This window comes from Synechococcus sp. BS56D (genome assembly GCF_004332405.1).
Taxonomy (GTDB): domain Bacteria; phylum Cyanobacteriota; class Cyanobacteriia; order PCC-6307; family Cyanobiaceae; genus Synechococcus_C.
In genome coordinates, this window is sequence record NZ_PHQU01000001.1 from 248,686 (window position 1) to 275,117 (window position 26,432).

The 26,432-nt window shown below is 62.6% G+C and carries 31 protein-coding genes and 2 tRNA genes; 15 read left to right on the forward strand and 18 right to left on the reverse strand.

Features of this window, described 5'->3' with window-relative positions:
• Positions 1-29: 29 nt before the first annotated feature.
• From CWE17_RS01415 to CWE17_RS01430, 4 genes are read right to left on the reverse strand one after another with little or no spacing between them, the layout of a single operon-like run.
• Positions 30-1,016 carry a lysylphosphatidylglycerol synthase domain-containing protein gene (locus CWE17_RS01415; RefSeq protein WP_131454569.1) on the reverse strand — a complete coding sequence of 329 codons (987 nt, stop codon included), beginning with the start codon at positions 1,014-1,016 and terminating at the stop codon, positions 30-32.
• Positions 1,010-2,227, reverse strand: a complete 1,218-nt coding sequence (locus CWE17_RS01420) for a LarC family nickel insertion protein (RefSeq protein WP_131454570.1) — start codon at positions 2,225-2,227, stop codon at positions 1,010-1,012. Before CWE17_RS01420 ends, CWE17_RS01415 begins: the two co-directional genes overlap by 7 nt.
• Positions 2,220-2,882, reverse strand: coding sequence for a hypothetical protein (locus CWE17_RS01425; RefSeq protein WP_131454571.1), 663 nt, complete (start codon positions 2,880-2,882; stop codon positions 2,220-2,222). Before CWE17_RS01425 ends, CWE17_RS01420 begins: the two co-directional genes overlap by 8 nt.
• Positions 2,882-3,541 (reverse strand): hypothetical protein, encoded by a 660-nt coding sequence (locus tag CWE17_RS01430; protein WP_131454812.1) that lies wholly within the window; start codon positions 3,539-3,541, stop codon positions 2,882-2,884. The genes CWE17_RS01425 and CWE17_RS01430 overlap by 1 nt, the downstream gene beginning before the upstream one ends.
• Before the next feature lie 161 nt (positions 3,542-3,702).
• On the opposite strand from CWE17_RS01430, the gene CWE17_RS01435 reads away from it, so the two are divergent.
• Positions 3,703-4,509 carry a tetratricopeptide repeat protein gene (locus tag CWE17_RS01435; protein WP_161971403.1) on the forward strand — a complete coding sequence of 269 codons (807 nt, stop codon included), beginning with the start codon at positions 3,703-3,705 and terminating at the stop codon, positions 4,507-4,509.
• On the opposite strand, the gene CWE17_RS01440 is transcribed toward CWE17_RS01435, so the two are convergent.
• Entirely contained in the window at positions 4,457-4,777 is a 321-nt protein-coding gene (locus CWE17_RS01440; RefSeq protein WP_240789190.1) for a hypothetical protein, read from the reverse strand. The two genes, CWE17_RS01435 and CWE17_RS01440, sit on opposite strands and share 53 nt — an antisense overlap.
• 56 nt (positions 4,778-4,833) lie before the next feature.
• Between CWE17_RS01440 and xth the strand changes: the two genes are divergently transcribed.
• A complete protein-coding gene (xth, locus tag CWE17_RS01445) occupies positions 4,834-5,670 on the forward strand; it encodes an exodeoxyribonuclease III (RefSeq protein WP_131454573.1) in 837 nt (278 codons plus the stop codon).
• Here the strand turns inward: xth and CWE17_RS01450 are convergent.
• Positions 5,667-7,139: an FAD-linked oxidase C-terminal domain-containing protein gene (locus tag CWE17_RS01450; RefSeq protein WP_131454574.1), complete on the reverse strand. Its 1,473-nt coding sequence runs from the start codon at positions 7,137-7,139 to the stop codon at positions 5,667-5,669. The genes xth and CWE17_RS01450 overlap by 4 nt on opposite strands.
• 137 nt (positions 7,140-7,276) lie before the next feature.
• On the opposite strand from CWE17_RS01450, the gene hemL reads away from it, so the two are divergent.
• The 3 genes from hemL to CWE17_RS01465 all read left to right on the forward strand — a co-directional run bounded on the left by hemL (position 7,277) and on the right by CWE17_RS01465 (position 10,906).
• Positions 7,277-8,578 carry a glutamate-1-semialdehyde 2,1-aminomutase gene (hemL, locus tag CWE17_RS01455; protein ID WP_131454575.1) on the forward strand — a complete coding sequence of 434 codons (1,302 nt, stop codon included), beginning with the start codon at positions 7,277-7,279 and terminating at the stop codon, positions 8,576-8,578.
• A 37-nt stretch (positions 8,579-8,615) separates the two neighbouring features.
• Positions 8,616-9,866, forward strand: a complete 1,251-nt coding sequence (locus tag CWE17_RS01460; protein WP_131454576.1) for a carbohydrate porin — start codon at positions 8,616-8,618, stop codon at positions 9,864-9,866.
• Positions 9,867-10,072: 206 nt separating this feature from the next.
• Positions 10,073-10,906 (forward strand): DUF481 domain-containing protein, encoded by an 834-nt coding sequence (locus tag CWE17_RS01465; RefSeq protein ID WP_240789191.1) that lies wholly within the window; start codon positions 10,073-10,075, stop codon positions 10,904-10,906.
• 17 nt (positions 10,907-10,923) lie between these two features.
• Here CWE17_RS01465 and CWE17_RS01470 read toward each other — a convergent pair whose 3' ends face one another.
• Positions 10,924-11,421, reverse strand: coding sequence for a YajQ family cyclic di-GMP-binding protein (locus CWE17_RS01470; protein WP_131454578.1), 498 nt, complete (start codon positions 11,419-11,421; stop codon positions 10,924-10,926).
• Between the two features lie 53 nt (positions 11,422-11,474).
• On the opposite strand from CWE17_RS01470, the gene CWE17_RS01475 reads away from it, so the two are divergent.
• Positions 11,475-11,930, forward strand: a complete 456-nt coding sequence (locus CWE17_RS01475; RefSeq protein WP_131454579.1) for an MAPEG family protein — start codon at positions 11,475-11,477, stop codon at positions 11,928-11,930.
• A gap of 18 nt (positions 11,931-11,948) precedes the next feature.
• On the opposite strand, the gene CWE17_RS01480 is transcribed toward CWE17_RS01475, so the two are convergent.
• Together CWE17_RS01480 and CWE17_RS01485 are read right to left on the reverse strand one after the other, a co-directional pair.
• The gene (locus tag CWE17_RS01480) at positions 11,949-12,617 is read right to left on the reverse strand and encodes a ParA family protein (RefSeq protein ID WP_131454580.1); all 669 of its coding nucleotides are present in this window, start codon (positions 12,615-12,617) and stop codon (positions 11,949-11,951) included.
• Positions 12,618-12,725: 108 nt separating this feature from the next.
• Positions 12,726-13,634: an SPFH domain-containing protein gene (locus CWE17_RS01485; protein ID WP_131454581.1), complete on the reverse strand. Its 909-nt coding sequence runs from the start codon at positions 13,632-13,634 to the stop codon at positions 12,726-12,728.
• 113 nt (positions 13,635-13,747) lie between these two features.
• On the opposite strand from CWE17_RS01485, the gene CWE17_RS01490 reads away from it, so the two are divergent.
• On the forward strand, positions 13,748-14,188 hold the full coding sequence (locus tag CWE17_RS01490) for an NfeD family protein (RefSeq protein ID WP_131454582.1): 441 nt from the start codon (positions 13,748-13,750) through the stop codon (positions 14,186-14,188).
• 3 nt (positions 14,189-14,191) lie between these two features.
• Here the strand turns inward: CWE17_RS01490 and CWE17_RS01495 are convergent, their stop codons facing one another.
• Genes CWE17_RS01495 through ebsA form a run of 3 tightly spaced genes read right to left on the reverse strand, consistent with a single transcriptional unit; the run spans position 14,192 to position 16,245 of the window.
• Complete coding sequence (locus CWE17_RS01495) at positions 14,192-14,710, reverse strand: DNA recombination-mediator protein A (protein WP_131454583.1); 519 nt, start codon at positions 14,708-14,710, stop codon at positions 14,192-14,194.
• Positions 14,711-14,752: 42 nt separating this feature from the next.
• Complete coding sequence (locus CWE17_RS01500) at positions 14,753-15,844, reverse strand: phosphotransacetylase family protein (RefSeq protein WP_131454584.1); 1,092 nt, start codon at positions 15,842-15,844, stop codon at positions 14,753-14,755.
• Positions 15,845-15,876: 32 nt separating this feature from the next.
• A complete protein-coding gene (gene ebsA / locus CWE17_RS01505; protein ID WP_240789192.1) occupies positions 15,877-16,245 on the reverse strand; it encodes a type IV pilus biogenesis protein EbsA in 369 nt (122 codons plus the stop codon).
• Between the two features lie 23 nt (positions 16,246-16,268).
• Here ebsA and CWE17_RS01510 point away from each other — a divergent pair, with 23 nt between their 5' ends.
• Positions 16,269-17,051, forward strand: coding sequence for an SDR family oxidoreductase (locus tag CWE17_RS01510; RefSeq protein WP_131454585.1), 783 nt, complete (start codon positions 16,269-16,271; stop codon positions 17,049-17,051).
• Here the strand turns inward: CWE17_RS01510 and map are convergent.
• Positions 17,029-17,871, reverse strand: coding sequence for a type I methionyl aminopeptidase (map, locus tag CWE17_RS01515; protein WP_131454586.1), 843 nt, complete (start codon positions 17,869-17,871; stop codon positions 17,029-17,031). The genes CWE17_RS01510 and map overlap by 23 nt on opposite strands.
• Positions 17,872-18,003: 132 nt before the next feature.
• Between map and CWE17_RS01520 the strand changes: the two genes are divergently transcribed.
• The 4 genes from CWE17_RS01520 to CWE17_RS01535 all read left to right on the forward strand — a co-directional run bounded on the left by CWE17_RS01520 (position 18,004) and on the right by CWE17_RS01535 (position 19,161).
• On the forward strand, positions 18,004-18,264 hold the full coding sequence (locus tag CWE17_RS01520; protein WP_131454815.1) for a PepSY domain-containing protein: 261 nt from the start codon (positions 18,004-18,006) through the stop codon (positions 18,262-18,264).
• A 33-nt stretch (positions 18,265-18,297) separates the two neighbouring features.
• On the forward strand, positions 18,298-18,801 hold the full coding sequence (gene rplS, locus CWE17_RS01525; RefSeq protein WP_131454587.1) for a 50S ribosomal protein L19: 504 nt from the start codon (positions 18,298-18,300) through the stop codon (positions 18,799-18,801).
• Between the two features lie 62 nt (positions 18,802-18,863).
• A tRNA-Trp gene (locus CWE17_RS01530) sits at positions 18,864-18,936 on the forward strand.
• A gap of 36 nt (positions 18,937-18,972) precedes the next feature.
• Positions 18,973-19,161, forward strand: coding sequence for a hyperconserved protein Hcp (locus CWE17_RS01535; protein WP_006043540.1), 189 nt, complete (start codon positions 18,973-18,975; stop codon positions 19,159-19,161).
• Positions 19,162-19,223: 62 nt separating this feature from the next.
• Here the strand turns inward: CWE17_RS01535 and CWE17_RS01540 are convergent, their stop codons facing one another.
• The gene (locus tag CWE17_RS01540) at positions 19,224-20,147 is read right to left on the reverse strand and encodes a LysR substrate-binding domain-containing protein (protein ID WP_131454588.1); all 924 of its coding nucleotides are present in this window, start codon (positions 20,145-20,147) and stop codon (positions 19,224-19,226) included.
• Positions 20,148-20,401: 254 nt separating this feature from the next.
• Here CWE17_RS01540 and CWE17_RS01545 point away from each other — a divergent pair.
• Both CWE17_RS01545 and gltX read left to right on the forward strand, forming a co-directional pair.
• Positions 20,402-20,475 (forward strand) — tRNA-Asp (locus CWE17_RS01545).
• Between the two features lie 20 nt (positions 20,476-20,495).
• On the forward strand, positions 20,496-21,929 hold the full coding sequence (gene gltX / locus CWE17_RS01550; RefSeq protein ID WP_131454589.1) for a glutamate--tRNA ligase: 1,434 nt from the start codon (positions 20,496-20,498) through the stop codon (positions 21,927-21,929).
• Here the strand turns inward: gltX and CWE17_RS01555 are convergent.
• The 4 genes from CWE17_RS01555 to wecB are packed head-to-tail and all read right to left on the reverse strand — an operon-like array spanning position 21,879 to position 25,107.
• Positions 21,879-23,168 carry a sodium:proton antiporter gene (locus tag CWE17_RS01555; RefSeq protein ID WP_131454590.1) on the reverse strand — a complete coding sequence of 430 codons (1,290 nt, stop codon included), beginning with the start codon at positions 23,166-23,168 and terminating at the stop codon, positions 21,879-21,881. The genes gltX and CWE17_RS01555 overlap by 51 nt on opposite strands.
• A complete protein-coding gene (locus CWE17_RS01560; RefSeq protein WP_131454591.1) occupies positions 23,158-23,403 on the reverse strand; it encodes a hypothetical protein in 246 nt (81 codons plus the stop codon). The genes CWE17_RS01555 and CWE17_RS01560 overlap by 11 nt, the downstream gene beginning before the upstream one ends.
• Complete coding sequence (locus CWE17_RS01565; RefSeq protein WP_240789194.1) at positions 23,400-24,014, reverse strand: DUF1643 domain-containing protein; 615 nt, start codon at positions 24,012-24,014, stop codon at positions 23,400-23,402. The genes CWE17_RS01560 and CWE17_RS01565 overlap by 4 nt, the downstream gene beginning before the upstream one ends.
• A complete protein-coding gene (gene wecB, locus CWE17_RS01570) occupies positions 23,995-25,107 on the reverse strand; it encodes a non-hydrolyzing UDP-N-acetylglucosamine 2-epimerase (protein ID WP_131454593.1) in 1,113 nt (370 codons plus the stop codon). The genes CWE17_RS01565 and wecB overlap by 20 nt, the downstream gene beginning before the upstream one ends.
• A gap of 215 nt (positions 25,108-25,322) precedes the next feature.
• Between wecB and CWE17_RS01575 the strand changes: the two genes are divergently transcribed.
• Entirely contained in the window at positions 25,323-26,417 is a 1,095-nt protein-coding gene (locus CWE17_RS01575) for a type IV pilus twitching motility protein PilT (protein ID WP_206338339.1), read from the forward strand.
• The last annotated feature ends 15 nt before the right edge of the window (positions 26,418-26,432 follow it).

Consider the following 26,432-nt stretch of genomic DNA (forward strand, 5'->3'; position numbering starts at 1 on the left):
AGAAGCGCAAGACCACCGCTGCATGCTGCTCAGCGATCGCCAACCCGAAGCAAACCCCTGGTTAAGGGTCGGCGCTCATCGAGCACAACCGCTCCTGCCGCCAGTGCGTCGGCAAGGGTGACGATCAATCGATAGGACAGCGCCACAGCAAGCAGCGGCGCCTCCGGCACGATGGCCCCCAGGCGCAGAATCAGCACGGCCTCAAACACCCCGAGCCCCCCCGGGGCAGCGGGTACCACCAGCCCCACGGTCCAAGCCAGCGCGAAGCCAGCCAGCCAGACCCCGATCGGATGCCCATCCGCCAGCGCAAAGGCCTTCACGCAGCACCAGAAACCACCGAAACGGCAGAGCACGAACAGCAGCTCCATGGCCAGCGGCCCCCAGGGATACCCACGACGGCCACTGCCCAGAACACCAGGGGCTGCACCCCCGAGCTCCGGAGCGGCCCGCTGCAGCTGCTTCCACTTCGCCCGCTCCAGACGCTGCAGCAGTGGTTCCCGCCAACGGGGCAGCAAGAGCAGGGCCGGCAGGGGTGTCAGCAGGGCGAGCCCCCCCTGCCAGCCACCGAAGGGCACCCACAGCAGGGCAGCCACGGCCATCAGCATCGGTTCCATCAGCACCGACACCAGGGCCCGGTTAGTGCCGAGCTTGGGCTGAAGCGCCCGCACACGATCGAGGAAATGGAAGATGCCGCCAGGCAAGTACTTGAGCAGATTGCTGCGGAGGTAGAGAGGCACCAGGGCAAGGTCGCCGGGCCTGTGGCCAAGCCAGTCGATCAAGGTGCGCCACGCCAAGCCATTGACCACCAAACTCAGCCAACTCAGGCCCAGCCCCAACACCAGCCACCACCAACCGCGGTCACTAAGACTGAGCTCCCTGAGGCCTTGGATGTGACCCGCAAGCGCCCAAACAATGAAGGCCAGGCTTGCCAGGGTGACCCAGAGCCGCAGACCTCCGGGCAGCCCCCGCTTGGTCTGAAACACCCGCTTGGCCTGATCGAGCCAACGTTTCACCATTGCCAGTCCTCCTCGGGCTCGAAGCAGTCCGCCGCTGACAAAACCACCTGCCGAACTGCATCAAGGGTCTGACCCGACTGAAGACTGAGCCGTCTGAGTTCGTCATGCTCCACCTTGATGGTGCAATCACCACCAGGCCGCCGCACCTGCTTGACCCGCACGGCCCCCCAGGGGGAGGGGCAATGACCAGACCGGCGGGCGAGCACCCAGCGTCCCTGAGGACGCTCCCTCAATCCCAGAGTTGGGCTGTCGCTGAGCCACAACCGTCGCAGCAACGGAGCCTGGGAGGGATGCACCAAGGCGGTGACTGCCATTCCCTGGCGACCCTTCTGCATCTGTACCGGAGTGGTGGTGACCTCCAGGGCGCCCGCCTGACGCAGCCGCTCAGCCAGCACCGCCAGGTCTTCTGGTGTCTGATCATCCAACCAGGCCTCCTGCTGAATCAGGTCCTGCCAGTGGGCCTCCGGTGCGGCGGCTGAATGGGTGGAGCAGCGAATCAGGCGCAACAGGTTCGGACGGTCAAGACGGCGCTGGCCCAGCCCCACCCCCACCGCCTCCACGGTGAACGCGCGAGGCTCCTGAAAGGCATCAGCCAGCACCGCCATCAACGCCAGGCCAGTGGGGGTGGTGAGCTCTCCTTCAGGGCACTCCTCACCGCCCCGGAGCGGTAGGTGATGGCAACGGGCCAACTCCAACACCGCCGGCACCGGTACCGGCAAACGCCCATGGGCGGTGGCCACCGAACCACGGCCGGCCGGCGGCGGCTTACAAAGCAGGCGCTCCGGAGCCAGATGCAACAGAGCGGCACAGACCCCCACCACATCCACAAGGCTGTCGATCGCTCCCACCTCGTGGAAGTGCACCTGGTCCTCGCTCACGCCGTGAACTTTGGCCTCGGCCGCGGCCAGGGCCGCAAACACCGCCAGCACCCGATCTTTAAGTGGCATCGCCAGAGAGGCTCCCTCGATCAACTGGCGCAGATCCCCCCAGCGGCGATGGGGCTGCGGTTCAGAGGTGAGGTCCACCGCTAGGCGCAGACCTCGCAAACCACCGCTGTTGGCCTCTTCAACCCGGAGCTCAAAGGCATCGGTAAGACCGAGCACGGCCAAGGGTTCCATCACCACAGCCCTGGGCACGCCCAGATCCAGGCAAGCCGCCAGGAGCATGTCCCCCGCCAGACCCGTGGGGCAGTCGACCAGAAGCTCAGCCATCGCCACTGATCTCATCCGTGGCCTGGAGGCTGACGGGTCCTGCGAGCAGCTGATCGCGCAGCTGCTCGAGCTGAGGCTGCTCTCGCCTCAGCTGCTGATCCACCTCCCGTCGGGCGCGGCGTTGTTCCCGTTGCGCTGTGTCGACATCGTGTCCAGACAGCCCCCAGAGCCGTCCAAGCAAGGCCCGATCATCGGCTCCACCGCGGGCCTTGCCGTAGAGCAAGGTCTCCGCCGCGATTCCAGCCTGCAGGACGCGACTCCAACGCCGCAGATCCTCCAAGGGCATACGCACCGACTCAGGCAAGGCGAATTCCGTGGCTCCATTGCTCCGGAGCCCGGCTTGCAGACAGGCGCGGGTCCCCACCAGCACCCGAAGCACGGGCAGGGCCTCCGCCTGCGCCACCAGCAAATGGCCCGCCTCGTGGCTGGCGATTCGGCGCAACCGAGCCCGACCACCTGGAAGGGATTCCGCCAGCAGATGGCCGCCCAGCCCTTGCCACTGATAGGCATCAAGGGTGAGCCCCAGCAGACCAGCACCAAGACCGAGGGCGATCCAGGCGGGGGAAAGCCCGAGCAGCGGACCAAAGACAGCAAGACCGGTGGCCCCGGCCACGGCCACTCCGGCACTGCTGGCGGAAACGGGCGATGACGCCATCAGGCGCGGGCCGGTGGGCGGCTCCGTCCTCCACCCTTCCGAGCCGCTCCGCCCCGTCCTTTGCCACCTCTGGTCGGCATTGGGGCGATCACCTCATGGGACTCCACATGCAGAGCCTGCCCCTGACGGCGCACCTGCAGGCTGACGAAGTGACGCAGCACATCCAGAGGGATCTCCCCCTTGAGCTGCAGTTTGAAGGGAAGAGGGCGACTTCCGTCAGCACGCGGCTGCTGACGCACTTTCACCACCAAATCTCCCGTCTCCGGTTTGGTGAAGATCAATTCACCGCGAATTGAAAAGTAATCATCTCCCTCCGGAAGTTGATCAGCAGCAGCGGAGTCTTCAGGAGCTTCCTGGCCAGAATCGCCAGATTGGAGGGTGCTTGGTTCCCAGATCCCAGCAATCTGAAGGTGCAGATGACCCGCTTCTCGGGACCGGGGATACACCACCCAGAGGTGAGGCACATCCATAGCCAGATGACGGCGCATCAGCGTCAGCATCCGTCCGAGCACAACGGCTTCAAGCCCCTGGCCCTGGTCATCCACCAGCAGGCCCCGGGTGAACTGATCGTCATCCTCCGGCCGATAGGTGGCGCGGACGAGACCGATGGCCCGGTATTGGAGCGGTTCGGTGACCGGGGGGATCGGATGGTCGCGCATCAGAAAAAAGGGCATCCATAAGCCCGTCACAACTGTAGCCAGCACAGGAGAAGCCCCCCAGACTGAAACCGCTTCCATCCACCCAGCCAAGCGACGTGGCAGCCCGGCAACACAGTCGACAACGATGGTTTCCATGGGCATGGGGTGTCGGGCTGGTTCTGGTGGCTGGCTGCGGCTGGATGCTCACCCAGATGCTGCAACCGCCCCCGTTGCACTCCGCCACCAGAGCCCAGATCGACCGTGAGGTCCAGGAGCTACTGATCCGCCGGCGTAAGGGCCGCCTTGATGGTGTTGAGGAGCGAAGACTTCTTGAACGCTTGATCGCCCTCGGCCGACATCGCGAAGCGATCACCCTGGTGCGTCAGCAGCTGGAAAAGCAACCGAAACACTGGCGCTGGCGACTGCTCTACAGCCAGCTGCTGCTGCGGGCAGGCCAGCGGCGAGCGGCCGACGAGCAGCTGAACTTGCTGCTGCGGCTTCAGCCCAACGAGCCTGACGTGCTCAAGATGAAAGCGCTGACAGACCTCAACCAGGGCAAAGGCAAAGAGGCCATCGAGCTGATCAAGGTCCGAGTGCAAAGCCTCCCGAAACAGGAGCGGGTGCCCCTCGGATTGCTGTTGGCTGATCTCCAGCGCCAGACCGGTTCGCTCACGGATGCATCAGGCACCTACCTGACCCTGGCCCAGGACGCCCCAGACGATGCGCGTCCTCTACTGGCCCTGGCGCTGCTGAGACAAGAACAGGGGAAATCAGCCGAAGCCCAGGAGCTGCTTCATCAGGCAAGCAAGCGTCAGACAGCTCAAGAATCGAGCCAACGACCGCTTCAGGGGTTGGCCACGCGCTGGGCCTTGGAGTCAGCTCGCAGCACCACCCCAGCGCGCATCGCCATGCCGGTAACGATCAAGGATGCGTCAATCAAGGACGCATCGAAGGACCAACAGCAGGATTCTCCGTTGCATACCCCTTGAGTGCGGCATCAATCGCATCAGCCGGATCAGTCGCGTCGTTCATGGAGGTGGCCTGCCGCAGGCGATTCATCAGATCCATTGGATTGGTTGCGTCAATAGGCGATCCGCTATCGCGGTTGCCGGGAACCGTGTTGTAGATCTCCTTTTCCTGCTGGGTCTGATACCCACCGAGAGGACTCTGCGCTTGGGCTGCACCCCCCAGGAACACAACTGGTATGAAGGCAACTACCGCAACGGCGGTTTGCAGAGCCTGCAGTACTCGCAACATCATTGACCTGCGACGGTGCGGCAATGCTAAGGGTCTCCAACCGCGTCGGAATGCCCATGCAGATCGCCAGCTGGAATGTGAATTCGGTGCGTACCCGCCTGGAGCATGTGCTGCACTGGCTGGATCAGGCCCAGCCCGATCTGCTCTGCCTTCAGGAAACCAAGGTCGATGACCCTCAGTTTCCCCTGGAGGCCTTCACAGCCAAGGGCTACCACGTGGAGATCCACGGCCAGAAGGCCTACAACGGCGTGGCCTTGGTGAGCCGCACCGGGCTCGACGATGTGCGCTGTGGTTTCAGCGCCGAACTGAAGGAGGACGCGGAGGCTCTGGAACTGGGGGAGCAGAAGCGGGTGATCAGTGGAATGCTCGATGGTGTGCGCGTGGTGAACCTCTATGTGCCCAACGGCTCGGGGCTGAAGTCGGAGAAATACCCCTACAAACTTCGCTGGTTGGCTTGCCTGCAGCGCTATCTGGCGGCCATTCAGGCGCGAGATGAACCACTGTGCGTCGTTGGGGACTTCAACATCGCCCTCGAAGCGCGGGACATCCACGATCCGGATCGGCTCACCGGCGGGATCATGGCGAGTGAGCCGGAGCGAACAGCCTTACGGAGCGCATTAGGCGACAACCTCCAGGATGTGTTCCGCGTCTTCGAACCAGAGGCCGGCCACTGGAGCTGGTGGGACTACCGAAGCGGCGCCTGGGATCGCGACAGCGGCTGGCGAATCGATCACATTTATCTCAGCCCGGAGCTGCTCGCCCTCGCCAGAGGCTGCGGCATTCACAAGCAGGAGCGCGGTCGTGAGCAACCGAGCGACCATGCACCCGTCATGGTGGATCTTTGCTGGCCTCCGGAGGACGATGAGGAGGACGACAACGGCTGGAATAGCTAGTAGGCGATCAGCTCCACCCCCTCCCCCTGGGCAGGGGCTGAAAGCGTGACGCGCCGGCGAGCGGACTCCGCGCAGCTGCTGGGAGTCGGGAAGATTTTGCCTGGATTGGCCAGGCCACTGGGATCGAAGGCAAGCCGCAGTCGACGCATCGTGGCGAGATCCTCCGGAGAGAACATCCAATCGAGGTAACAGCGCTTGTCAGCACCAACACCGTGCTCGCCGGTGATGCTGCCGCCCACCGCAAGACAGGCCTCCAAAATCGCTGCCCCCAGCGCCTTGACTTTGGCATCCACGCCGGGTTCATCCCGCCGATAGAGGATGAGGGGATGGAGATTGCCATCTCCGGCGTGAAAGACGTTGGCAACGGGCAGCCCATGCTCCTTGCTGAGCGCCTCAATCGCTGCCAGCACGCTCGGCAGGCTGCTTCGCGGCACGACACCGTCCTGCACGTAATAGGTGGGCGAAATCTGACCCACGGCCGCAAAAGCCGACTTCCGCCCCTTCCAGAGCTGGGCCCGATCGGCAGCATCATCGGCACGTCGCACCCCCCGGGCCCCTGCCTCCCGGCAGAGGGCATCGGACTGTTCAGCAGCCACTGCCACCTCCTCAGCCTGACCATCCAGCTCGATCAACAACACCGCCGCTGCATCACGGGGGTACTCGTCATGCCCAAACAGGTCATTGACGGCGTTGATCATGAAGTTATCCATGATCTCCATCCCCGCTGGCAGCACCCCAGCGGCCGTGACCCGTCGCACCGCCTCGCCGGCTGACTCCATGGTGGGGAAATCGGCCAGAAGCACCGAGACGGTCTCCGGAGCCCTCAGTAAGCGCAGGGTGATCGCCGTGGCGATGCCCAAGGTGCCCTCACTGCCAATAAAGGCACCACGCAGATCCAGTTCAGCGGCATCTCGCAATCCACTACCCAACCGTGTGACCGTGCCATCGGGAAGCACCACCTCGAGCGCGAGGACATGATTGCTCGTCACGCCGTACTTCAGGCAGTGCACCCCACCAGAGTTCTCGGCAACATTGCCGCCAATGCTGCAAACCACCTGACTGGAAGGATCCGGGGCGTAATAAAAGCCATCCCCGACCACGGCGCGGGTGACCCAGCTGTTAATCACTCCCGGCTCCACCGTGATCGTTTGATTCGGCAGATCCACCGCAAGGATCCGACGCATACGGCTGGTGACCACCAGCAGGGCCTCCCTCTCAACGAGCGCACCACCCGAGAGCCCGGTCCCACTGCCGCGGGCCACGAAAGGGATCCGGTGCTGATGGCAGCAACGCAGGATCGAAGCCACCTGTTCTCTGGTCCTAGGAAGCACCGCCAGGGGAGGAGCCTGACGATCGATCGTGAGTCCGTCACAGTCGTAAGCCAGCAGCTCCTGACGACGACGAACAAGGGCATCCGGTGGCAGCAGACGGCTGAGATCACTGTCTAGAGCTGCCCAGTCGTGTGACAAGGGATCCACCGATTTCGCAGTCAACCTAGGCATTGATGGCCCCTGCACGCCTCCCCTCGAGTCACAGATCAAACGCATCTGACCGTTTTGGGTCAGGATGGCCCACGGTTTGCATCAGCCCGTTGGCTCCCGTCCCCGTGACAGCTCCCACCTTGAACACCTCCCGCTCCCAGGCCATCTTCAGTGCCGCTCAGGCTCTGATGCCTGGTGGCGTGAGCTCTCCGGTGCGCGCGTTCAAGTCGGTGGGCGGCCAGCCGATCGTGTTCGACCGGGTGAAGGGCTCCTACGCCTGGGATGTGGATGGCAATAAATACATCGATTACATCGGTAGCTGGGGACCGGCCATCTGCGGCCATGCCCATCCCGAAGTGATCAGCGCCCTGCAGGAAGCCATCGAGAAGGGCACCAGCTTCGGCGCTCCCTGCGCCCTGGAGAACACCCTCGCCGAGATGGTGATCGAAGCAGTGCCCAGCGTCGAGATGGTGCGCTTCGTGAACAGCGGCACCGAGGCTTGCATGGCGGTGCTGCGTCTGATCCGCGCCTTCACTGGTCGCGACAAGGTGATCAAGTTCGAGGGCTGCTACCACGGCCACGCGGACATGTTCCTGGTCAAGGCCGGTTCAGGTGTGGCCACCCTTGGCCTGCCCGACTCACCGGGGGTGCCCCGCAGCACCACGGCCAACACTCTCACCGCCCCTTACAACGACCTAGAGGCCGTCAAGCAGCTTTTCGCTGAAAACCCCGATGCCATCGCCGGAGTGATCCTGGAGCCGATCGTCGGCAACGCTGGCTTCATCACCCCAGAACCCGGGTTCCTGGAAGGGCTCCGGGAGATCACCAAGGAACACGGCGCTCTTCTCGTCTTTGACGAAGTGATGACCGGCTTCCGCATCAGCTACGGCGGCGCCCAAGCCCACTTCGGTGTCACGCCCGATCTCACCACCATGGGCAAGGTGATTGGTGGCGGTCTGCCCGTTGGTGCCTACGGCGGACGCCGCGAGATCATGGAGATGGTGGCTCCCGCGGGGCCGATGTATCAGGCCGGCACCCTGAGCGGCAACCCCCTGGCGATGACGGCCGGGATTAAGACCCTTGAGCTGCTGAAGCAACCCGGCAGCTACGAGAAGCTCACCGCCAGCACCGAACGCCTGATCCAGGGCATCCTCGAGGCGGGCCGTGAAGCTGGACTACCGATCACTGGCGGCAGTGTCAGCGCCATGTTTGGCTTCTTCCTCTGTGAGGGTCCGGTTCGCAATTTCGAAGAAGCCAAGGCAGCGGATACCGAACGCTTCGGCCGCCTGCATCGCGCCATGCTCGAGCGAGGGATCTACCTCGCACCGAGCGCCTTCGAGGCGGGCTTCACCTCTCTGGCCCATAGCGATGCCGACATCGATGCCACCCTCGCGGCCTTCCGCGAGAGTTTTGCCGAAATCGCCTGAGAGCTGAGATCCTGGCGCTGCCCATCGTCCCCCACTCATGCAGCGCCTTCTGACGCGCCTTCTGGCGACCTCTTCCATTGGGCTGCTCAATCTCTGCTGTCCAGCGCAGGCAGGTCCGATCCAGACGCTGCTTGGGCTTCCTGAATGGGTGGAATTCAGCGTCGACTACACAACAGAACCCATGGGGGGGCTGCTTGGGGGTGAGAACCCATCAGCCGCTACCTGGTTCCAACAGACGGTCGTGGGGCTGACGATCGGCAGTGGCCTGGGCAAAGAAACAAGCATCTGGCGCGAAATCGACCACTGGCAGGTGAACCTGGAGCTCACCAACGCCGCCGGCGATCCTGACCTCGCCACTGAACTGGGCTCCTTCTTCAACCCTCAGACGGTGGTGAATCCTGTGGGCACCTGGATCACCCAGGCGAGTGTCAGCCGCAATCAAGGAGATGGCTGGTGGAGTGCCCAGGCGGGTCTGATGTCGATTGGCCCTCAGTTCCTGACGGCACCAGCCCTGGACAACTACACCAACGCCACCCTCAACAACACCCTGAACGTGGCGATCCCCGGGATTCCAATCAACCCTTTCGTGGCTCCCGGGATCACCGTGGCTGCCCACAGCAGCTCCCTAGGGGATCTGCGCTACGGCTACTACAACCTGGATTCTGAAACGGCCATTGCCGCCAGCCTCGGTGTGGATCCCGGGCAGCCTGATGTGCGCGGCAGCGTCCAGGTGCTCGAGTGGAGTCTCAATCCTCTGGCCCATCGGAAGGAGCTGTTGGCGCCGATCGAAGGCAAGGATGGCACCACGGTGGCAAGACAGCTGCCAGCACCGCTGCTGCAGCTGGGCGGAATGCTCTCCAACACCGCCTGGCCAGGAAGCGCAGGCACAGAGCTGGGTGAAGGGTTGAACCGAATCGTGTATGGAACGATCACCTGGCCCGTCACCCTGCCGATCGGGATCGATAACCGCCTCTGGCTGGCTGGCAATCTCGGCCTTGATCCCGCCAAGAACCCTGTGCCGAGCTTCGCCGCAGGGGGCTGGCTCTCTCAAGGTGTCCTGCCCAATCGTCCGGACGATGTGCTTGCACTGGGTATCACCCGCAACAGCTTCAGCCCAACACTCAACCCGGGACTGACCTACGAAGGCGTGATTGAACTCAACTACTCCATCAACATCTCTGAGGTGGTGCAGGTGCAACCACTGATGCAGTGGCTGATCAATCCCTCAGGCAGTGGCACTGTTCCCGGAAGCTGGATTGGGGGTGTGCAGGTCAATCTGAACCTGTGACCAGGTCACAGGTCGGCTTCATGGAAGCCAGCGGAGCGAGCTGAGCGTGAGAGGCAGACTGCAGCACTGCTCATGCAAAGATGCGGCCGTTTACGGAGAGTTCCCTGTCTTTCATCTGCCTGGACAGCCGCCCCTGCCTCCTTCATTGCTTGCTGACAGCAGGCCTAGCGATCACTGCGGCAACAGCCGAAGCTCATGCTGAAAGCGTGACCCTGCTGCTTCAGAACGGCGACAAGCTGACGGGAACACTGATCACGGAAGACAGCAACGAAACCGTCAAGGTGATTCTTCACCCCAACCTCGGGCGACTGGAGATTCAGGTCTCAGACCTGAAACCGACCGCAAAACGATCTCCTTGGTCTGGCAGCTTGGCTCTCGGTGTGAATGGCAGCAATTCCGACAATGACTTCTCAGCAGGGGGGACGGCCAGCCTCGCTACGCGCTACAAAACCAACAACGAGGAGCTGAGCTTCTCCGCCCAGGCCCAGCTTGAAATCTCCCGAGACAACGGCGAGACAACAAACACAACAGACACCAATCAGGGTGATGCGAACTTGCGCTACACCCGCCAGCTCAATCCCCGCTTGAATGCTTACGCCGCCAGCGTCTTTGATTACGACACACTCAATGACGTGGGTTCCAACACCCTGACGAACAGCGTTGGGCTTGGCATCGATGTCGTGAAGACCAAAACCACCACGATTAATCTCTCGGCGGGCCCATCACTCCAGAGCATCTGGGGTGGCAGTAACTGCGACACCTCGGCGACCTGCGGAGTCAACCTGGCGGGTGGCAGTGCTCGGGCAAGTTTGAACTGGACACCGAATCAATACTTCAACCTGCTAGTAAGCAATCAATTCAACGGGGCCTACCTCAATGGCATCTCCCCAAGCAACACCTTCAGCGGCACCTTAAAGATTTTCCCTAACGGAAGCAAAAAGCTCTTTACTGCACTAACCGGGAAAACAATCTACAACTCATTAACGCTACCGAAGGTCAACAACAGCTTCTCCGTGCAGGTGGGCACACAATTCAACTGAATTCAAACCAGGCTCTCTCAGCGATAGTTCTCAAACTGCAGGGGAACATCCAACTCCTCCTCCTTCGTTTTCAGCAACTGAATCGCCTGTTGCAAGTCGTCCTTGCTCTTTCCGGTGATGCGCAGGCTCTCTCCCTGAATCGCCACCGTCACCTTCTTGAGCTCATCGCGCACAATCTTGCTCAGTTTCTTAGCAATCTCCTGACTGAGGCCTTTGCGCAATTTCACCACCTGCTTCACCCGGTTACCACCCACGGCCTCCGGCGTCTGGAAATCAAAGATCTTGAGGGAAAGATTGCGCTTCGTGGCCTTGGTTCGCAGCACATCCTCCACTGCCTGGAGAGTCATATCGCTGGCGGTGGTGATCACCACCTCGGTTTCCTCCAGCTCAATCTCCGTTCCCGAGTCCTTCAGGTCGTAGCGGGTACCGATATCCCGACGGACCTGATCGAGGGTGTTCACCAGCTCCTGGCGGTCGAAATCCGAGACCACATCAAAGGAAAAGGTGCTGGCCATGGCATTCATCCGGTTGCCCGCAGCTTAGAAAAGGGCACTGCAACCGGCCGCCGATGCCTTTGACCAGCCTGTTCACCGCCAGTGCCGCGGCACCCTACGCCTGGTCGGTGTTGCTTTCAGGGGCCGTTGTCGTCCTGAGCATCGTGCCCCTCGGAGCCGCCCGCTCCCAGGCGGATTTCACCATGGCCGACATGGGTGCGCCCCGGGCGATGTTCGAACGCCTGCCCACTTGGGGACGACGGGCCAGCTGGGCCCACCAGAACAGCTTCGAAGCCTTCACTCTCCACGCTCCCGCTGCCCTGCTCTGTGTGATCGCAGCTCTGCACAGCGGAGTACTTCCCAACACCGCAATCACAGCGGCCTTGCTTCAGCCGCTCCTTCGTCTCCTCTACATCGGGGCCTACGTCGGCAATGTGCCGCCCCTCCGTGGTCTCTGCTGGGCCAGCGCCTTGCTGTGCACAGGCACGCTGTATGTCGAAGGCCTCCGCGCCCTGCTCGCCACTGCCTGAAGCTTCAACGGGTAGCCATCAGGCCGCAAGTCCATCCAGCCCGGAGTCACCGGCTTCGGCCTGGGCAGCCCGATGGATCGATTCAATCTCAGCAGCAGCCGCGCAGTAGGCAGTCCAACCGAGCATGCGCCGACGATCAGCTCGACCACGATCATCCACCGCGTCCATCACGATGCTTCCCTGCACCTCAGCCTTATCAAAGGCTGCCAGCAGAGGAATTTCAGCACTGAGAACTTGCAAACCAAAATCCACCAGGATTGCCTTGGCTTCGTGGGCATACCGCTGCTTACGCGAGTCAACTTTCACCATCAACACACAAGCTGGAACCTCCTTGCTTCGCAACATTGAGGCCAGCTCAATCGTGAGTTCAACCGATCGAGCCTGTGGGGTAGTCGGCAGAACAATCAGGTCAGACCCTTCAGACAGCCTGTTCAACTCGTCATCCTGACTACTGGCCTGACCATCGGTCACAACGATGTCGGCAGCACGGGTCGCCTTGGCCGCCGCCTCGATGGGAACCACCGAGAAATCAAGCAACCCCCTGGCTCCATAGGCCGTCGCTGATCGATTGCGATCAGCATCAACAAGGCAGACATTGAATCCTCGTCTTGCCCAGACCGCAGATAAATGCACACTTGTGCAGGTTTTGGCGACCCCTCCCTTCTGACCAAAGACGGTGAGAAACATAAAAAATCAACTGCTTTGCAGCAGCCTGATGCGCCTGAGTTTCGAAATCTTTTTTAGCGGTTTTTTCTAAAGCGTGCGTAGCACAAACAACCAACCACCGCCCGCTCTCTATCCCTGCTGAAACTGCTTGAGTGCTGCCAGCAAGGAGGCGGGCGACTGGGGATCCACCATCAGCACACTGCCGGCTGGGGCCTCGGCCAGCTGTTCACCCATCGCCATCCAATCCTTCGCCAACATCAACCGCATCGCTTCGGCGGCCTTCGGGTTGGCTTCTAGGGCACGGGCCAGCTCCAGGGCAGCCTCCGCCTTGGCTTTCGCAAGCAGTTCCTGCTGCTTCACCTGGGCTTCTGCATCGAGCAGCAGCGCTTCTTTCTGGGCACGGGCATCTAGCACCAAAGCCTCCGCACGGCCGCGGGCCTCATTCAGCTGAGATTCCTTCTCGCCCTCGGAGCGCAGGATCGCCGCGCGCTTCTCCCGCTCCGCCGTCATCTGCGCCTCCATCGCCTGCTTCACACCCGGTGATGGATTGATGTCGCGCATCTCCACCCGGGTCACCTTCACACCCCAGGGGTCCGTGGCCTCATCCAGTTCCTTCAGCAACAACTCATTCACCTCACTGCGGGTGGTGAAGGTCTGATCGAGATCCAGCTTGCCCATCTCGGCCCGGATCTGGGTGAGCACCAGATTGACCATCGCCGCCTGAAGATTGTCGACCGCGTAATAAGCGCGGGAGTGCTCGAGCAGCTGCCAATACACCACGGCATCCACTTCGATCGACACGTTGTCACGGGTGATGCAGAGCTGAGGGGGGATATCCAGCACCCGTTCCTTCAGCGATTCATGGCTCACCACTTTCTCCACCACCGGCAGCACGAAGGACAAGCCCGGCTGCAGTTCACGGTCGTATTTGCCAAGGCGCTCCACCAGACGAGAACGGCCTCCGCTCGTGACCTTGACGCTTCCGCTGCCCAGCAGGGCAATCAAGACCAGCGCCGGCAGACCGAGAAAGGCTTCCATCCCTTGAGCACCCACTTCCCGGACCCTACGGACAGTGCCTCGAGCCGGCAACACTCTGCCGATCAAGGCCGGGGACTGCAGAGTGGGGATTCAGAACCACAAACCGCCAGCCGATGCCCCCGTTCTGGATTCCACTGATCTGGCTCCTGATCGCTGGGGGGCTTCTGAGCCTGGAATTGGCCCAACCCAGCTTCGACGGCTTGATGGTCGCGGCCCTTGCAGCACTGCTGCTCTCTCTGCTGACGGCCCTGACCCCTCTGCCGCTGCTGGTGCAGATTCTGTTGTTCCTGGTGCTGACCGTCGTCGGCACCGTTTGGCTCAGCCGCTGGTCGGCTCGCCGCAATCCACGTCCTGGCCAGGAGCGCCAACGGGAGGATCTGGCTGAAGTGATCAGTGCTATCCCCCCGGGCGGCGCAGGTCGGGTGCGCTGGCATGGTCAGAGCTGGGCCGCCAGCTCCTTGGATCTCGACCAGGCAATCAGAAACGGCGACCAGGTGCTCGTCGTGGGGCGTGACGGCACCCAGCTGCAGGTCATCGCCCGTTTCCGGCCCTGAACATCAGTCGAAGAACAGAAGACTCACAACCTTGCCCATGTCCTCCGCACTGCGGCAGCTGTTCAGCAGGGTTTCGCTGTCATGGAAAGCCAGACAGATCAACTGGTCACAGCGGTTGATGATGTCCTGATTGCAGAGACTGCTGGCCATCGGCAGGGGCAGATCGTCATGCTCGGGCTTCTCAATCAGATGCAGCACCCGTTCGAGCTGATCGCGGATCTCCGGTGATTGCCGATCGAGGCTCTGGGGCAGGAGCACCGTGAGGCGCGCGGGGTCGACTTCGAGCACACCGCGGATGACCGCTGCGTTGACCCCTTGGGCTCCTGAGGTAATCAGGGAGTGCCCCTCCTGGGCCAGAGAGCGGGCGATCAGTTCGATCAGATGGATGGCCACCACTGGCACATGGCGGCTACCAAGAATTGCGATCCGCCGTTTTCCCTTGTCCTGAAGCAGGGCCAGTTCTTGGGCCAGGGTGTCCACCCGATCGAGGGCAGGAAGGTCAAGGGAGCGGCTCAAGGACATCCCGCCAATTTGAAATTGAAACTAGCAGTGCCAAAAGGATTGTCAGGCCGACTGGTCGAGGGCGGAGAAAATGCGATCCAGTTGACAGTGCTCCTCCACGAGCCGGAAGGCATACGTGGCCTTCACCGCCTCATGCAGACGGACATGCCCGAAGGCTTGTTCAATCACTTCAACGGTGGCGAGCGTGTCGCTCTCCACCTTCAGGAGAGGCACCTCCAATTCATCGGCGCGAGTGATCAGCTGGGGCAGGGGCTCGCCGGCACCGGTCAAGATCAGACACTGGGTGGACGCCTCAAGAGCGGCCAGCTGAATGTCGGTACGATCCGCGCCCGTCACCACGGCCATGTTGCGGCGTCGACGGAAGAACTCCATGGCTGAGTTCACATTCATGGCGCCAATGCTCAGGGTCTCCACCAGGAGTTCAAGCCGCTCCTCACAGCAGATCACCCTTGCATCGAGACGACGCACAAGTTCTCCGACGGTGACGCTGCGCAGCAGGGGCGAACGAGGCATCACGCCAAAGACCTGCAGGCCAAGCCCCTCGAGGGCGGGCACCACATGACGCTGCAGTTCCTCCACTTCATCAGGGGTGACGGCATTCAGCACGATGCCCATCAAGCGATCACCGAGCTGGTCACGGGCCGCGAGCAGAGCATCAACGCTGCGGCTGTCCTGCCAAAGATGCACGAGCACCACCGGTGCCTGAAGGCCCTGGGCCAGCTGCACAAGGCTGAGGCCATAAAGCAGGCCTTCGTGAAGACTGCCTGCTGCCTCCAGCAAGGTGACCCCGTCCTGATGCTGAGAGAGCTCGTTCCGCAGCTGAATGAAACCATCACCGGCGGCGAGCTGGCCCTGGGCGAGGCGTGCATCCGCCGTGACCGGCGACAGCAGATGCAATGAGGGGATCAGCTGACCATCACCAAGCCCAAGGGTGCTGCCGACGAAGCGCACATCGTCATCGATGAGCGGATCGGGGAGCGGCCCTGCGGAGGGACTCCACTCGAGGCTGGTGGCCAGCGGTTTGCCGAACCGCACCTGGCGGCCACCACTCGCGAGGGCTCTAGCTAAACCCAGCACTAAGGCGGACTTCCCGCTGAAAGGTTCACAGGATCCGATCAGCAAGGTGTTGCCCATGACCCGACCCGGCGCGCTCTTGGTGTTGCAATTTAGAGGTCTTCGGCTCCCGCTTCCAGCAGCAACCACTGCCAGAAGCGGTCGGGGAGCTCCAGCCGATCAGAACGATCACCGCTTTCCATCAACCAGACCATCAGCTGATGGGCGGGAACGGAGAAGCGGTAGGCGAGCGGCGGCTCCGCCTCGATGTTGAGTATGCAAGCGGTGCTTTCCAGCGGTGCCCGGACCGGTTGCCAGCGCAGATCGAACCGGTGAGGAGAGGCCTCCATGAGACTCCGCACACCGCGGACCTCCCCCCCCGACCAATAGGCCAGAACCCGCAGCAGGTCTTGCTCTCGACTGCGACCGCCGCAGTAGGGAGCGAACAAAGCCATCTGAGCATCGAGGGATGGTGTAGGCACGAATCCCGCCAGTCCCCCAAAGCATGCCCCAAGCTGGAGCAATGGCCCAGAGCAGCTCCCACCCATCCGCCGTCGACCACAAGCGTTGGCAGGGTCGCCGGATCGGCATCACCGGTGCCCAGGGAGCCCTGGGCCAGGCCCTGAGCCGTCGATTTCAGGCCCAAGGCGCGCACGTGGTGGGCCTGACGCACCGAGAGCCCCCCTGCGATGCGGCAAGCGCAAACACGGCAAGTCAAAGCTGGGTGCAGTGGCACTGCGGCCGCGAGCAGGAGCTCGCACCTGTTCTGGCCCAACTGGATCTGCTGGTGCTCAACCACGGGATCAATCCAGGGGCTGACCAGCGCAGCCTCACCCTCAATCGCGCCCTGGAGGTGAACGCCATGAGCAGCTGGCGACTGCTGGAGCACTACGAGCGGATCGCCGCGGAGCTGCCTCCCGGCTCCGAGCCACGGGAGGTTTGGGTGAACACCTCGGAGGCGGAGATCCAGCCCGCCTTAAGCCCCGCCTATGAACTGAGCAAGCGTCTGCTCGGACAACTGGTGAGCCTCCGCTGGAGTGAGCATCAGCGCAGCCCAATCCCAACCTTGCGCCTACGCAAGCTCGTACTAGGACCGTTCCGGTCCGAACTGAATCCCATTGGCGTGATGTCAGCCGATTGGGTGGCGGGACAAGTGATCCTGCAGGCCGGGCTCGGACTGCCTCTGGTGATCGTGACCCCAAACCCCCTGACTTATCTACTGATGCCCCTGAGCGAACTGGGGCGGGCCGCTTACAACAGGCTGATCAGCAATCCCCCCGATCGGTGAGGATCTCGCAGCCATCGGACGTGACCACGATCGTGTGCTCCCACTGCGCGGAGAGGCTGCCGTCCTGGGTGACGACGGTCCAACGGTCTTTCAAGGTTCGACAGCGCTTGCTGCCTGCATTGAGAATCGGCTCCACCGCAAGCGTCATCCCCGGCCGCAGGGTCACGTTGGGCAACTCATCGGTGCGGAAATTGAACACGGACGGTTCTTCGTGGAGATTGCGGCCAACGCCGTGTCCCGTGTAGTCCTCCACCACGCTGAATCCATTCGCCTTCACGTGGTCTTCCACGGCACCAGCAATGTCAAGCAGCGTGTTGCCGGCCTTGATCTGAGCCAGCCCAGCCATCAGCGACTCCTGGGCAACACGACTGAGAGTGCGGGCTTGCTCAGGCACCTCGCCGACGCAGATGGTGACGCAGCTATCACCGTGATAGCCCTCGAAATACGCACCCGTGTCGACCTTGAGGAGATCCCCCTTGCGGATCACCCGTTTGGCACTGGGAATGCCATGCACCACCTCGTTGTTGATGCTTGCGCAGATACTGGCTGGGAACCCGTGATAGCCCTTGAAACTGGGGGTGGCACCGAGCTCGCGGATCCGTCGTTCGGCGAGGGCATCGAGATCAGCGGTGGTCTGACCAGGTTCCACCGACGCCATGATCTCGCGCAACACGGACGCCACGATGTTGCTGGCCCGGGCCATGATCTTCAGCTCGCGGGCTGATTTCACTTCCACACCACGGCGCTGCTGGATCCGAGGTCCAGTCGCGGTGGCCTTGGCACCGCCAGAGGCTGCCAGCAGGTCAGCAAACAGATTCATCAAACGTTGGCGGTAACCCGCGACAGATAGTCGATTCCGTCACGCTATCAATGTTGAACGCGAGGAGGAGGTTGATTGGTCTGGCTGCGCAGCATCCGCCAATGCCATCGCTGGCTGGCGCCCTTCGTTTTGATGCCGCTGCTGCTCACCGTTGGTTCAGGGGTGGGCTACCGGTTGGCAAGGGACTGGGCAGGTTTCAGTCGAGACCAGGTGCACTGGCTGATGGTGCTGCATGAAGGCGAGTGGCTGGGCCCCGAGCTGGAACCCGTGCTGGTGCTCCTGAATGGCCTTGGGCTCCTCTGGATGCTGATCACCGGCGCGACGATGCTCGTGCAGCAGTGGAAACGACCGTTCGGAACGCCATCAAGGGAGCAAGGGGAGGCGAAAGGGTAAGCTGGTTGTTTGGCGTGTTTACCCGGAGCTGGGATGGCAGCGGATCCGAAAGAGACCTCCCCGAAGGAGGAAGCCACTGAGGTGGTGACAACCGAGAGCGAGGTCACTGCCACCGCAGTGGAAGAGCCTGCAGCCGTTGCAGGCAAGCCTGAGACTCCTGCAGCAAAAGCAGTGGCCAAGCTCGGAGCAGAAGCTCTGATCCGGGAATTTGAAGCCGCACAACTGAAATCCGAGCTTCCTGACATCTACGTGGGCGACACCGTTCGCGTGGGCGTTCGCATCAGTGAGGGCAACAAAGAACGCGTTCAGCCCTATGAAGGTGTTGTGATCGCCAAGCGCCATGGCGGCCTCAATGCCACCATCACCGTGCGTCGGATCTTCCAGGGCATCGGCGTTGAACGTGTGTTCATGCTTCACAGCCCCCAGGTGGCCTCCATCAAGGTGGAACGCCGCGGTAAGGTACGCAGGGCGAAGCTTTTCTATCTGCGAGACCGGGTGGGCAAGGCCACTCGTGTGAAGCAGCGCTTCGATCGCTGAGGCTCCGGCCTCGTTCAATCCAATGCCATCGCTCCGGCGGTGGTCGAGGGGTCCATCGCCTTGCGCCGTTAGTTCAGTTGGTAGAACGCAGGTCTCCAAAACCTGATGTCGGGGGTTCAAGTCCTCCACGGCGCGTCCGATGACCCCTCATGCAGTTTCCCGGTTTTGAGCATGGAGTTGGATCTACAACCTGGTGATGTCGTCAAGGTGCTTGAGTCAGCCGCTCTCGGCTGGGTTCGTGCCCGTGTGATCCGTGTCAAATCCGGTGGTCGCGTGGTTGTTCAAAGTGACCAGGGTCGTGAATTCACTGCCCGCGGTAACCAGGTGCGCCTGATTGAACCTGCCGGCTTCCGACCCTGACGGATCGGAATTCAAATCTCACGAGGTTCTGCCGCCCGGCAGGACCTTTTTTTATGCCTGGTTCATGCCGTCATGCCTTTGGTCTCCAGGGGTTGTTCCGGCTGCTGAACGCTCAACTCTTCAGCGACTGGCAGGGTCGTCAACGTCGGCCAGAGGTCAGGATGACGCTCAGCCAGCTGAAGGCAGCGTTGCCGCAGAGAAGCCAGCAGCTTTTGGATGAGGGCTTCATCCTTCAGATCACGCCGGACCACCAGAGCTTCACCGCTGGTCAGCCCTAGGTCGTAATCCAGCCGCACCAACCCCGGCATCACATTCAGTGCCAGACAGTTGGCGTAGGTCAACGTCACCTGATCTTCCGTGCGCCCTTGCCAGAACTCTGGCCTGTAGCGCTTCATGCGCACACGGGTCCGCCAGAGACCCTGACGGCGAAGAATCGCCTCAGTACGAGGGAACATCCCTGGCGGCAGGGCAAGGCTCGGGAACGCGCTCAGATCCTCCTCGCTCAGTTCAGCCTGATGCGCCAAGGGGTGATCTACAGCAGCAACCAAATGCACTGCTGTGGCACAGAGATCGAAGACCGCAAGGTCTGGATCATCCACAGGCAGATCGGGTTGATAACTACCGATCCAGGCGTCGATCACCCGCTCCCTCAGGAGTTGCAGCGGGCGAGCCATACCCACATGGGTTGCGACTCCCCCCTCCCAGCCTTCGGGGAGAGGATCGAGGAAGGCTGGGACTGCCCAGAAATTGGCCTCAATCCGCGCAGGAGCCATGCCGCAGCGCAGTCGCGCCAGCTGATGGACGCGACGCTCCATCAGCAGCAGGCCCTGGTCGCCCTGGAGCTGCCACTCCCCAGCCCGCCGGTGGCACGACAGCCCGAAGAGCGCCAGGGTCTGACTATTGTTGCGCGACACCGTGCTCTGAGAACAGTGCAGGCGGGCGGCCGCCTGCTCGCCGGAACGCAGCCAGAGCTGGTAATCCAGCATCCTTAAGGCATCAACCGAGAGCAAAGGAAAGCCGAGCAACCTGTAGCGGTTCCTTTATGTCACCGATACCCCCCTTCATCTGAATCGATGAAGGCGAATTTGCCGATTCATTCGAGATCTGCATAAAACCAGTTCTCGATTGCCCTCGAGACCGATGAGTTGACGGAGGGCAGGGCGGAGGTCGATACTTTCTTGGTCGCGCAGGCGACACAGGTCAACCGCTCAGGGCATGAAGTCCTGTCGATGGTCAGCCTGGGACCGTAGTTCAATTGGTTAGAGCACCGCCCTGTCACGGCGGAAGTTGCGGGTTCGAGCCCCGTCGGTCCCGTTCCAAACCTTCTGCCAGCAGTGTCCGTTCGCGTTCGTCTGGCCCCCAGCCCCACGGGAACCCTTCACATCGGCACGGCTCGCACGGCGGTGTTCAACTGGTTATTCGCTCGGCGAATGGGCGGCTCTTTCCTGATCCGCATCGAAGACACCGATCGCGAGCGCTCCAAGCCAGAATTCACCGCCAACATCCTCGACGGCCTGCAATGGCTCGGTCTCGATTGGGATGATGAGCCCGTGGTGCAGAGCACCAGGATCGAGGAGCACCGGCAGGCGATCCAGACCCTGCTCGACCGTGGTCTCGCCTACCGCTGCTACACAACGGAGGAGGAGCTCAATGCCCTGAGGGACCGTCAGCGTGCGGCAGGCCAGGCCCCGCGTTACGACAACCGCCATCGCAATCTCAGCCCTGAACAGGAGGCCGCATTCCAGGCCGAGGGCCGAACTGCTGTCATCCGTTTCCGCATCGACGATGATGCATCGATCACTTGGACAGACATGATCCGCGGCGCCATGCGCTGGAGCGGTGCTGATCTCGGCGGCGACATGGTGATCGCCCGACGGGCCCCCGCCGATGCAATCGGCGATCCCCTCTACAACCTTGTGGTGGTGGTGGATGATGCCGCCATGGCGATCACCCACGTGATCCGCGGCGAAGATCACATCGCCAACACCGCCAAGCAACTGCTTCTCTATGAAGCCCTGGGCCTCGAAGCCCCCCAGTTCGCCCACACCCCGCTGATCCTCAATGCCGAGGGGCGCAAGCTCTCCAAACGTGATGGGGTGACCTCCATCAGCGACTTTCGTGCCATGGGCTACACCGCAGAAGCCCTGGCCAATTACATGACCCTCCTCGGCTGGTCCGTTCCCGAAGGGATGGAGGAGCGCTTCAGCCTCGCAGATGCGGCCTCCGTCTTCAGTTTTGAGCGGGTTAACAAGGCCGGGGCCCGCTTTGACTGGGACAAGCTCAACTGGCTCAATGCCCAGGTGCTGCATGGATGGCAGGCGCCGCAGCTGCTTATGGCCCTCTCCCCCCTCTGGCAAGCGCAGGGATGGACTTTGCCTGCGGATCAGGCCTGGCAGGAGGCCCTGGCTGAGCTGCTCGGACCGTCTCTCACCCTTCTGAACGACGGCATCGAGCAGGCGCGGCCCTTCTTCATCGAACCCGACCTGGAGGCCGATGCCCTGTCTCAACTGGACCAGGAGGGAGCTCGACCGGCCCTGGCAGCCCTCAACGCATTGCTGGAGTCAGCCCCCTGGGATGGTTGCGACAGCGAGCGCGGGCAAGCACTGCTGAAAGAGGCGGTTGACCAGGCCGGGGTGAAGAAAGGGGTGCTCATGAAGAGTCTGCGCGCCGCCCTGCTGGGACGGCTTCAAGGCCCTGACCTGATGACCACCTGGGGGCTACTGGCCAGGATCGGGCACGACAGGCAACGCCTTCAGCGCTGCCTCTGAATCGGCAGCTGCGGAATCGGCAGTCGCATCCACCGTTTCGTCCTCGTCAGCAGCAATCAGACCAAGCATCCGAGCCAACGGTTGAGCGGTCAGTCCCTGGAGGCCAACGGTCATCAGGATCGTCAGAAAAACAAGGCCCTGGAGTCGTCCGGCACCAAGCACACCGGCCTGCTCCAGGCGAATCGCAAACAAAGACGCCACCGCCGCGGTGACGATGCCACGGGGTGCCAACCAGCTCAGGAAGAATCGCTGTCGCCAGTCGAGTGGAAGGCCAACCGTGGCCACGCTGACCGCCACGGGCCGCACGAGCACCATGAGCACCAGCACACAGCTGATGCCTCCCCAGCCCAGCGGGCTTAGCTCCGCCCAGGAGACATCTGCGGCGAGGAGTGGGAACAACATCGTGATCGCCAGCCTTGCCAGCTCACGGATCAGAGCATCGAGCTGGGCCGCATCGGTGGAGGGCCTGCGGCCCACGACCACGCCAGCAGCCACAGAAGCGGGGAGCCCGGATTCGGGCAGCAGCCACTCGCAGGCCCCAAACATCAGAAAGAGAACCCCCAGGGTCAGCTGCAGGCGCAACCCCACCGCCGGATCCGGTTTGAGCCGTTGCAGCGCCTCTGACAGCAGCCAGCCGCAGGCCACACCAATCAACACACCACCACCCAGTCGGGAGAGCAAGCCAATGGCCAACTCCCGCCATCCATGCAAATCACCCAGCAACAACTCCAGCAGCAGCAGGGCCAGCACCGCCCCAACCGGCTCAAGCACCAGCCCCTCCGCCTCCAAGACATCTCCCAGAGGAGGGGCGAGCCGAATCTGCTGCACCAACGGCGTCACAACAGTGGGCCCTGTCGCCAGCACGATCGCGCTGTAAACCGCTGCCACCGACCAACCGAGCCCAGCAAGCCAGTGGGCTGCCAACAGGCCCGCAGCAAGCGAAAGCAGCAGACGGATCAGAGAGATCCGCAACACGGTCGCTTTGATCGTGTCTCCCGGCAGCCTCAAGTTCAGCCCACCGTCGAAAAGCACCAAGCTGACCAACAGCCCCACCACCGTCTCGAGCCCCTGGCCGAGATCGAGCGGTTCCACCAGGCCTAGGCCGGAGCGGCCAATGAGCAGTCCAGAGAGGAGCAGTAGGACGACTCCCGGCAACCCTGAAAGTGCTGACAGGAGCCTTGCAGCGGCCCCCGCAAACACGGTGACGCCCCAGAGCAGTCCCAGCCGCTCAGGCGTCATCGATCGAGGTGAACTGAGGTTCCACCCGAAGGCCTATGACTGCGTCGGGACGCACCACCAGATACTCCCCCTCCAAATCTCCGAGCGGCACGTTCACGAATCCCCCGTTGGGGGAAGCATTCACCAGCCCCTGGTACCACTGCTGGAACTGCTCCAGGCTTGGGAAATGGACCATCTCGGTCTGTCCCCCCATCAGATGGAGGGACACCGCATAACGACGGGGTTGGCGAGTCATCTGCGAACCGTACCTCCCTGAGCCCTTGGCACAGGATGACGAACCTGCGGCTCCTCTGCCTGGATCCAAGGTTGCAGCAGCTGGCCAGCAGGGAGGTAGAGGGGATGGCGGGGATAGCCCCCGCGTGTGAGACCGAGCACACCAGGGGGGGCCCCACCGCATGCCAGACGCTGGGGAAGCACGGCACGGAGGAGCGCGAGCAGCCTCTGATCCCGGTCATGGAGTCCACCGGCAGCCCCCCAGCCCAGCCAGAGATCCCACTGCTGCGGCGCCAGAGACCAGCGACGTAACCAGGCCTTGAGCACGGCATCATTGGCCCGCCCTACCGGTTCTGCGCTGCGGCGCAGCACCGCTGGTGAAGGGGTCACCAGGGCAAAAAGATTGAGCACCACGAGCCGTCCGTAGCCCCAGGACCGAGCGAAGCCTTGCAGTCGCCGCAAGGTTGGGTCATCCCTCTCGCCATCCGCACGGGAGGGGTTAAGGCCGATGAAGATCAGGCTGGGGGCCTGGCCGCCACCAAGACTGCGGCTCAGGATCCAGCGGTAGCGCCTGCAGGCACTGAAGACAGTTCCACTGACAGCCGTCCCACTCTCAGCGCTCGAGCAGGGCAAGTGATGCCTCCAGAATCCGGCGGCTGGCCTGACCATCGCCGAAGGGATTCACAGCCCGGGCCATGGCCTCATAGGCCTGGGAATCACTCAGCAGCCGGGAGGCTTCAGCGGCAATCGTGGCCGCGTCAGTGCCAACCAGGCGAGCGGTGCCAGCATCCACAGCTTCCGGTCGCTCGGTGGTGCGTCGCAGCACGAGCACGGGCTTGCCCAGGGCAGGGGCTTCTTCCTGCAGGCCGCCTGAGTCGGTGAGCAGCAGCGTGCAGCCCTTCATCGCGGCCACCAACCGGTCGTAGTCGAGCGGTTCAGTGAGCACCACGCGCGGATGCGCCCCCAGCAGTGCCTGCAGAGGTTCACGCACGGTGGGATTGCGATGCAAAGGCAGAAGCAGGGCCGCATCGGGATGGTCCTCCAGCACCTGCAACATCCCGGCAGCGATCGAAGCCAGGCGATCCCCCCAGTTCTCACGACGGTGGACCGTGGCGAGGATCACCCGCTGCCGCTCCCAATCGATGGGCAGATCAGACAGGAGGGGAGCCCGCTCCGCCATCCGCAGCAGGGCATCGATCACGGTGTTACCGGTCACCATCACCTGGCCCACCACACCGGAAGCTTTGAGATTGGCTTCGGAGCGCGTGGTCGGGGCGAAGTGCAGCTGGGCAACCTGGGAGATCAAGCGTCGATTGGCCTCCTCTGGAAAGGGATCCAGCAGGTTGTCGGTCCGCAAACCAGCCTCCACATGGCCAACGGGGATCTGCTCGTAAAACGCAGCAAGAGCAGCAGCGAAGGCCGTGGTGGTGTCCCCCTGCACGAGCACCAGTGCCGGGGGGAACGCCTGGAAGTCGTCGCGGAGGCCCTGCAGTGCTGCGCAGGTCACATGGGTGAGGGTCTGACGCGGCGCCATCAGATCGAGATCGCGGTCGGCCTTCAGACCGAACAGGTCCATGACCTGAGTCACCATCTCCCGGTGCTGCCCGGTGAGCACCAAACGGGTCTCCAGGCGATCGCAGGCCTGAAACTCCTGGATCACCGGGGCGAGCTTGATCGCTTCCGGCCGGGTTCCCAGGACGATCGTCACCCGCGGCAGACCTGCCATACAGCGTTAAAGCCGATGAAACAAGCCGGATCCTATCGGTGATTTCAGCCCTCCTCAGCAGCAACGACTTGCCAGATGCGCTGTGCTGGCGAAGCTGAAGGGAGGTCCTCGCGCTGCTCCCTGTGGGTGATTCGGTCCTGCCGCCTGGTTTCCCCGCTGCCTCACCAGCTGCCCCAACAGCGATCCCCGCGGCCCGCACGGCACCAGGAGCGCCCATGGCGGCCCCACCCTCATCCAGCGATCCCGGCACCATGCCCACGCTTGAGGTGCTCGTGCGCATCGCCAATGAACGGGGGCACTCTGATGTGCACCTCGGGGTTGGCGAGGTGCCCCGCTACCGGTCAAGGGGTGAAATGATCTCGACCGACTGGCCGATTACAGACCACAAGCACTTCCAGGGCTGGCTGCAGGAGGTCCTCACGCCGCATCAGATCGATGCCTTTCAACGCAGCAAGGAATTCGATGGTTCCCATGCCTTTCCCTTTGTGCGGGTGCGCATCAACCTTCTCGATTCCCTGCGCGGGCCAGCGATGGTGCTGCGTCTGATCCCCCAGAGGATCTTGAGCCTTGACGAGCTGCAGCTCCCGGCCGTGCTTCGGGAACTCGCCTCGAAACCGAAGGGACTGGTGCTGGTCACCGGCCCCACAGGGTCGGGCAAAAGCACGACCCTGGCCGCAATGATCGACTGGATCAATCGCCACCAGACCCGCCACATCCTCACGATCGAAGATCCAGTCGAGTTCGTGCATGAAAGCCGCCAGTCGCTGATCCGCCATCGCGAAGTGGGGCAACACACGCTCACGTTTCAGAACGCTCTACGCGCCTCCCTCCGGGAGGACCCGGACGTCATTCTTGTCGGCGAGATTCGTGACCGAGAGACCCTCAGCACCGCTCTGGAGGCCTCTCAGACGGGCCACCTGGTGTTTGGGACCCTGCACACCAATTCAGCGGTCAAAACCGTTGAACGCGTGCTCGGCATGCACCCCCCGGAAGAACAGGAGAGCGTGCGTCGCGCCCTCTCGGAAGCATTGCTGGGGGTCATCGCCCAAGGGCTGATCCGCACCACCGATGGCAAGCGGGCCGCCTATCACGACATCCTCATCAACACCGATGCCTGTCGCGATTACATCCAGCGGGGGGCCCTCGACGAGGTGGAGGAAATCATGGCCAGGAGCGGCTTCGATGGGATGGTCACCATCAATCAATCGCTTCAGGCCCTGGTCGATTCGGGTCGTGTAGGGGAACCCGAGGCGGTGGCGGTGAGTCTTCGACCGAACGAACTGGCGCAGGCGCTCAGAGGCCGTAGCTGAAAGGCAGGTCCTCGA

Excerpts from the sequence above, each read along its gene's own strand:
- CWE17_RS01415 (WP_131454569.1), bottom strand. The coding sequence starts at position 1,016 with ATGGTGAAACGTTGGCTCGATCAGGCCAAGCGGGTGTTTCAGACCAAG.
- CWE17_RS01420 (WP_131454570.1), bottom strand. The coding sequence starts at position 2,227 with ATGGCTGAGCTTCTGGTCGACTGCCCCACGGGTCTGGCGGGGGACATG.
- CWE17_RS01425 (WP_131454571.1), bottom strand. The coding sequence starts at position 2,882 with ATGGCGTCATCGCCCGTTTCCGCCAGCAGTGCCGGAGTGGCCGTGGCC.
- CWE17_RS01430 (WP_131454812.1), bottom strand. The coding sequence starts at position 3,541 with ATGCGCGACCATCCGATCCCCCCGGTCACCGAACCGCTCCAATACCGG.
- CWE17_RS01440 (WP_240789190.1), bottom strand. The coding sequence starts at position 4,777 with ATGTTGCGAGTACTGCAGGCTCTGCAAACCGCCGTTGCGGTAGTTGCC.
- xth (WP_131454573.1), top strand. The coding sequence starts at position 4,834 with ATGCAGATCGCCAGCTGGAATGTGAATTCGGTGCGTACCCGCCTGGAG.
- CWE17_RS01460 (WP_131454576.1), top strand. The coding sequence starts at position 8,616 with ATGCAGCGCCTTCTGACGCGCCTTCTGGCGACCTCTTCCATTGGGCTG.
- CWE17_RS01470 (WP_131454578.1), bottom strand. The coding sequence starts at position 11,421 with ATGGCCAGCACCTTTTCCTTTGATGTGGTCTCGGATTTCGACCGCCAG.
- CWE17_RS01475 (WP_131454579.1), top strand. The coding sequence starts at position 11,475 with ATGCCTTTGACCAGCCTGTTCACCGCCAGTGCCGCGGCACCCTACGCC.
- CWE17_RS01480 (WP_131454580.1), bottom strand. The coding sequence starts at position 12,617 with ATGTTTCTCACCGTCTTTGGTCAGAAGGGAGGGGTCGCCAAAACCTGC.
- CWE17_RS01485 (WP_131454581.1), bottom strand. The coding sequence starts at position 13,634 with ATGGAAGCCTTTCTCGGTCTGCCGGCGCTGGTCTTGATTGCCCTGCTG.
- CWE17_RS01490 (WP_131454582.1), top strand. The coding sequence starts at position 13,748 with ATGCCCCCGTTCTGGATTCCACTGATCTGGCTCCTGATCGCTGGGGGG.
- CWE17_RS01495 (WP_131454583.1), bottom strand. The coding sequence starts at position 14,710 with ATGTCCTTGAGCCGCTCCCTTGACCTTCCTGCCCTCGATCGGGTGGAC.
- CWE17_RS01500 (WP_131454584.1), bottom strand. The coding sequence starts at position 15,844 with ATGGGCAACACCTTGCTGATCGGATCCTGTGAACCTTTCAGCGGGAAG.
- CWE17_RS01510 (WP_131454585.1), top strand. The coding sequence starts at position 16,269 with ATGCCCCAAGCTGGAGCAATGGCCCAGAGCAGCTCCCACCCATCCGCC.
- map (WP_131454586.1), bottom strand. The coding sequence starts at position 17,871 with ATGAATCTGTTTGCTGACCTGCTGGCAGCCTCTGGCGGTGCCAAGGCC.
- CWE17_RS01520 (WP_131454815.1), top strand. The coding sequence starts at position 18,004 with ATGCCGCTGCTGCTCACCGTTGGTTCAGGGGTGGGCTACCGGTTGGCA.
- rplS (WP_131454587.1), top strand. The coding sequence starts at position 18,298 with ATGGCAGCGGATCCGAAAGAGACCTCCCCGAAGGAGGAAGCCACTGAG.
- CWE17_RS01535 (WP_006043540.1), top strand. The coding sequence starts at position 18,973 with ATGGAGTTGGATCTACAACCTGGTGATGTCGTCAAGGTGCTTGAGTCA.
- CWE17_RS01540 (WP_131454588.1), bottom strand. The coding sequence starts at position 20,147 with ATGCTGGATTACCAGCTCTGGCTGCGTTCCGGCGAGCAGGCGGCCGCC.
- CWE17_RS01555 (WP_131454590.1), bottom strand. The coding sequence starts at position 23,168 with ATGACGCCTGAGCGGCTGGGACTGCTCTGGGGCGTCACCGTGTTTGCG.
- CWE17_RS01560 (WP_131454591.1), bottom strand. The coding sequence starts at position 23,403 with ATGACTCGCCAACCCCGTCGTTATGCGGTGTCCCTCCATCTGATGGGG.
- wecB (WP_131454593.1), bottom strand. The coding sequence starts at position 25,107 with ATGGCAGGTCTGCCGCGGGTGACGATCGTCCTGGGAACCCGGCCGGAA.
- CWE17_RS01575 (WP_206338339.1), top strand. The coding sequence starts at position 25,323 with ATGGCGGCCCCACCCTCATCCAGCGATCCCGGCACCATGCCCACGCTT.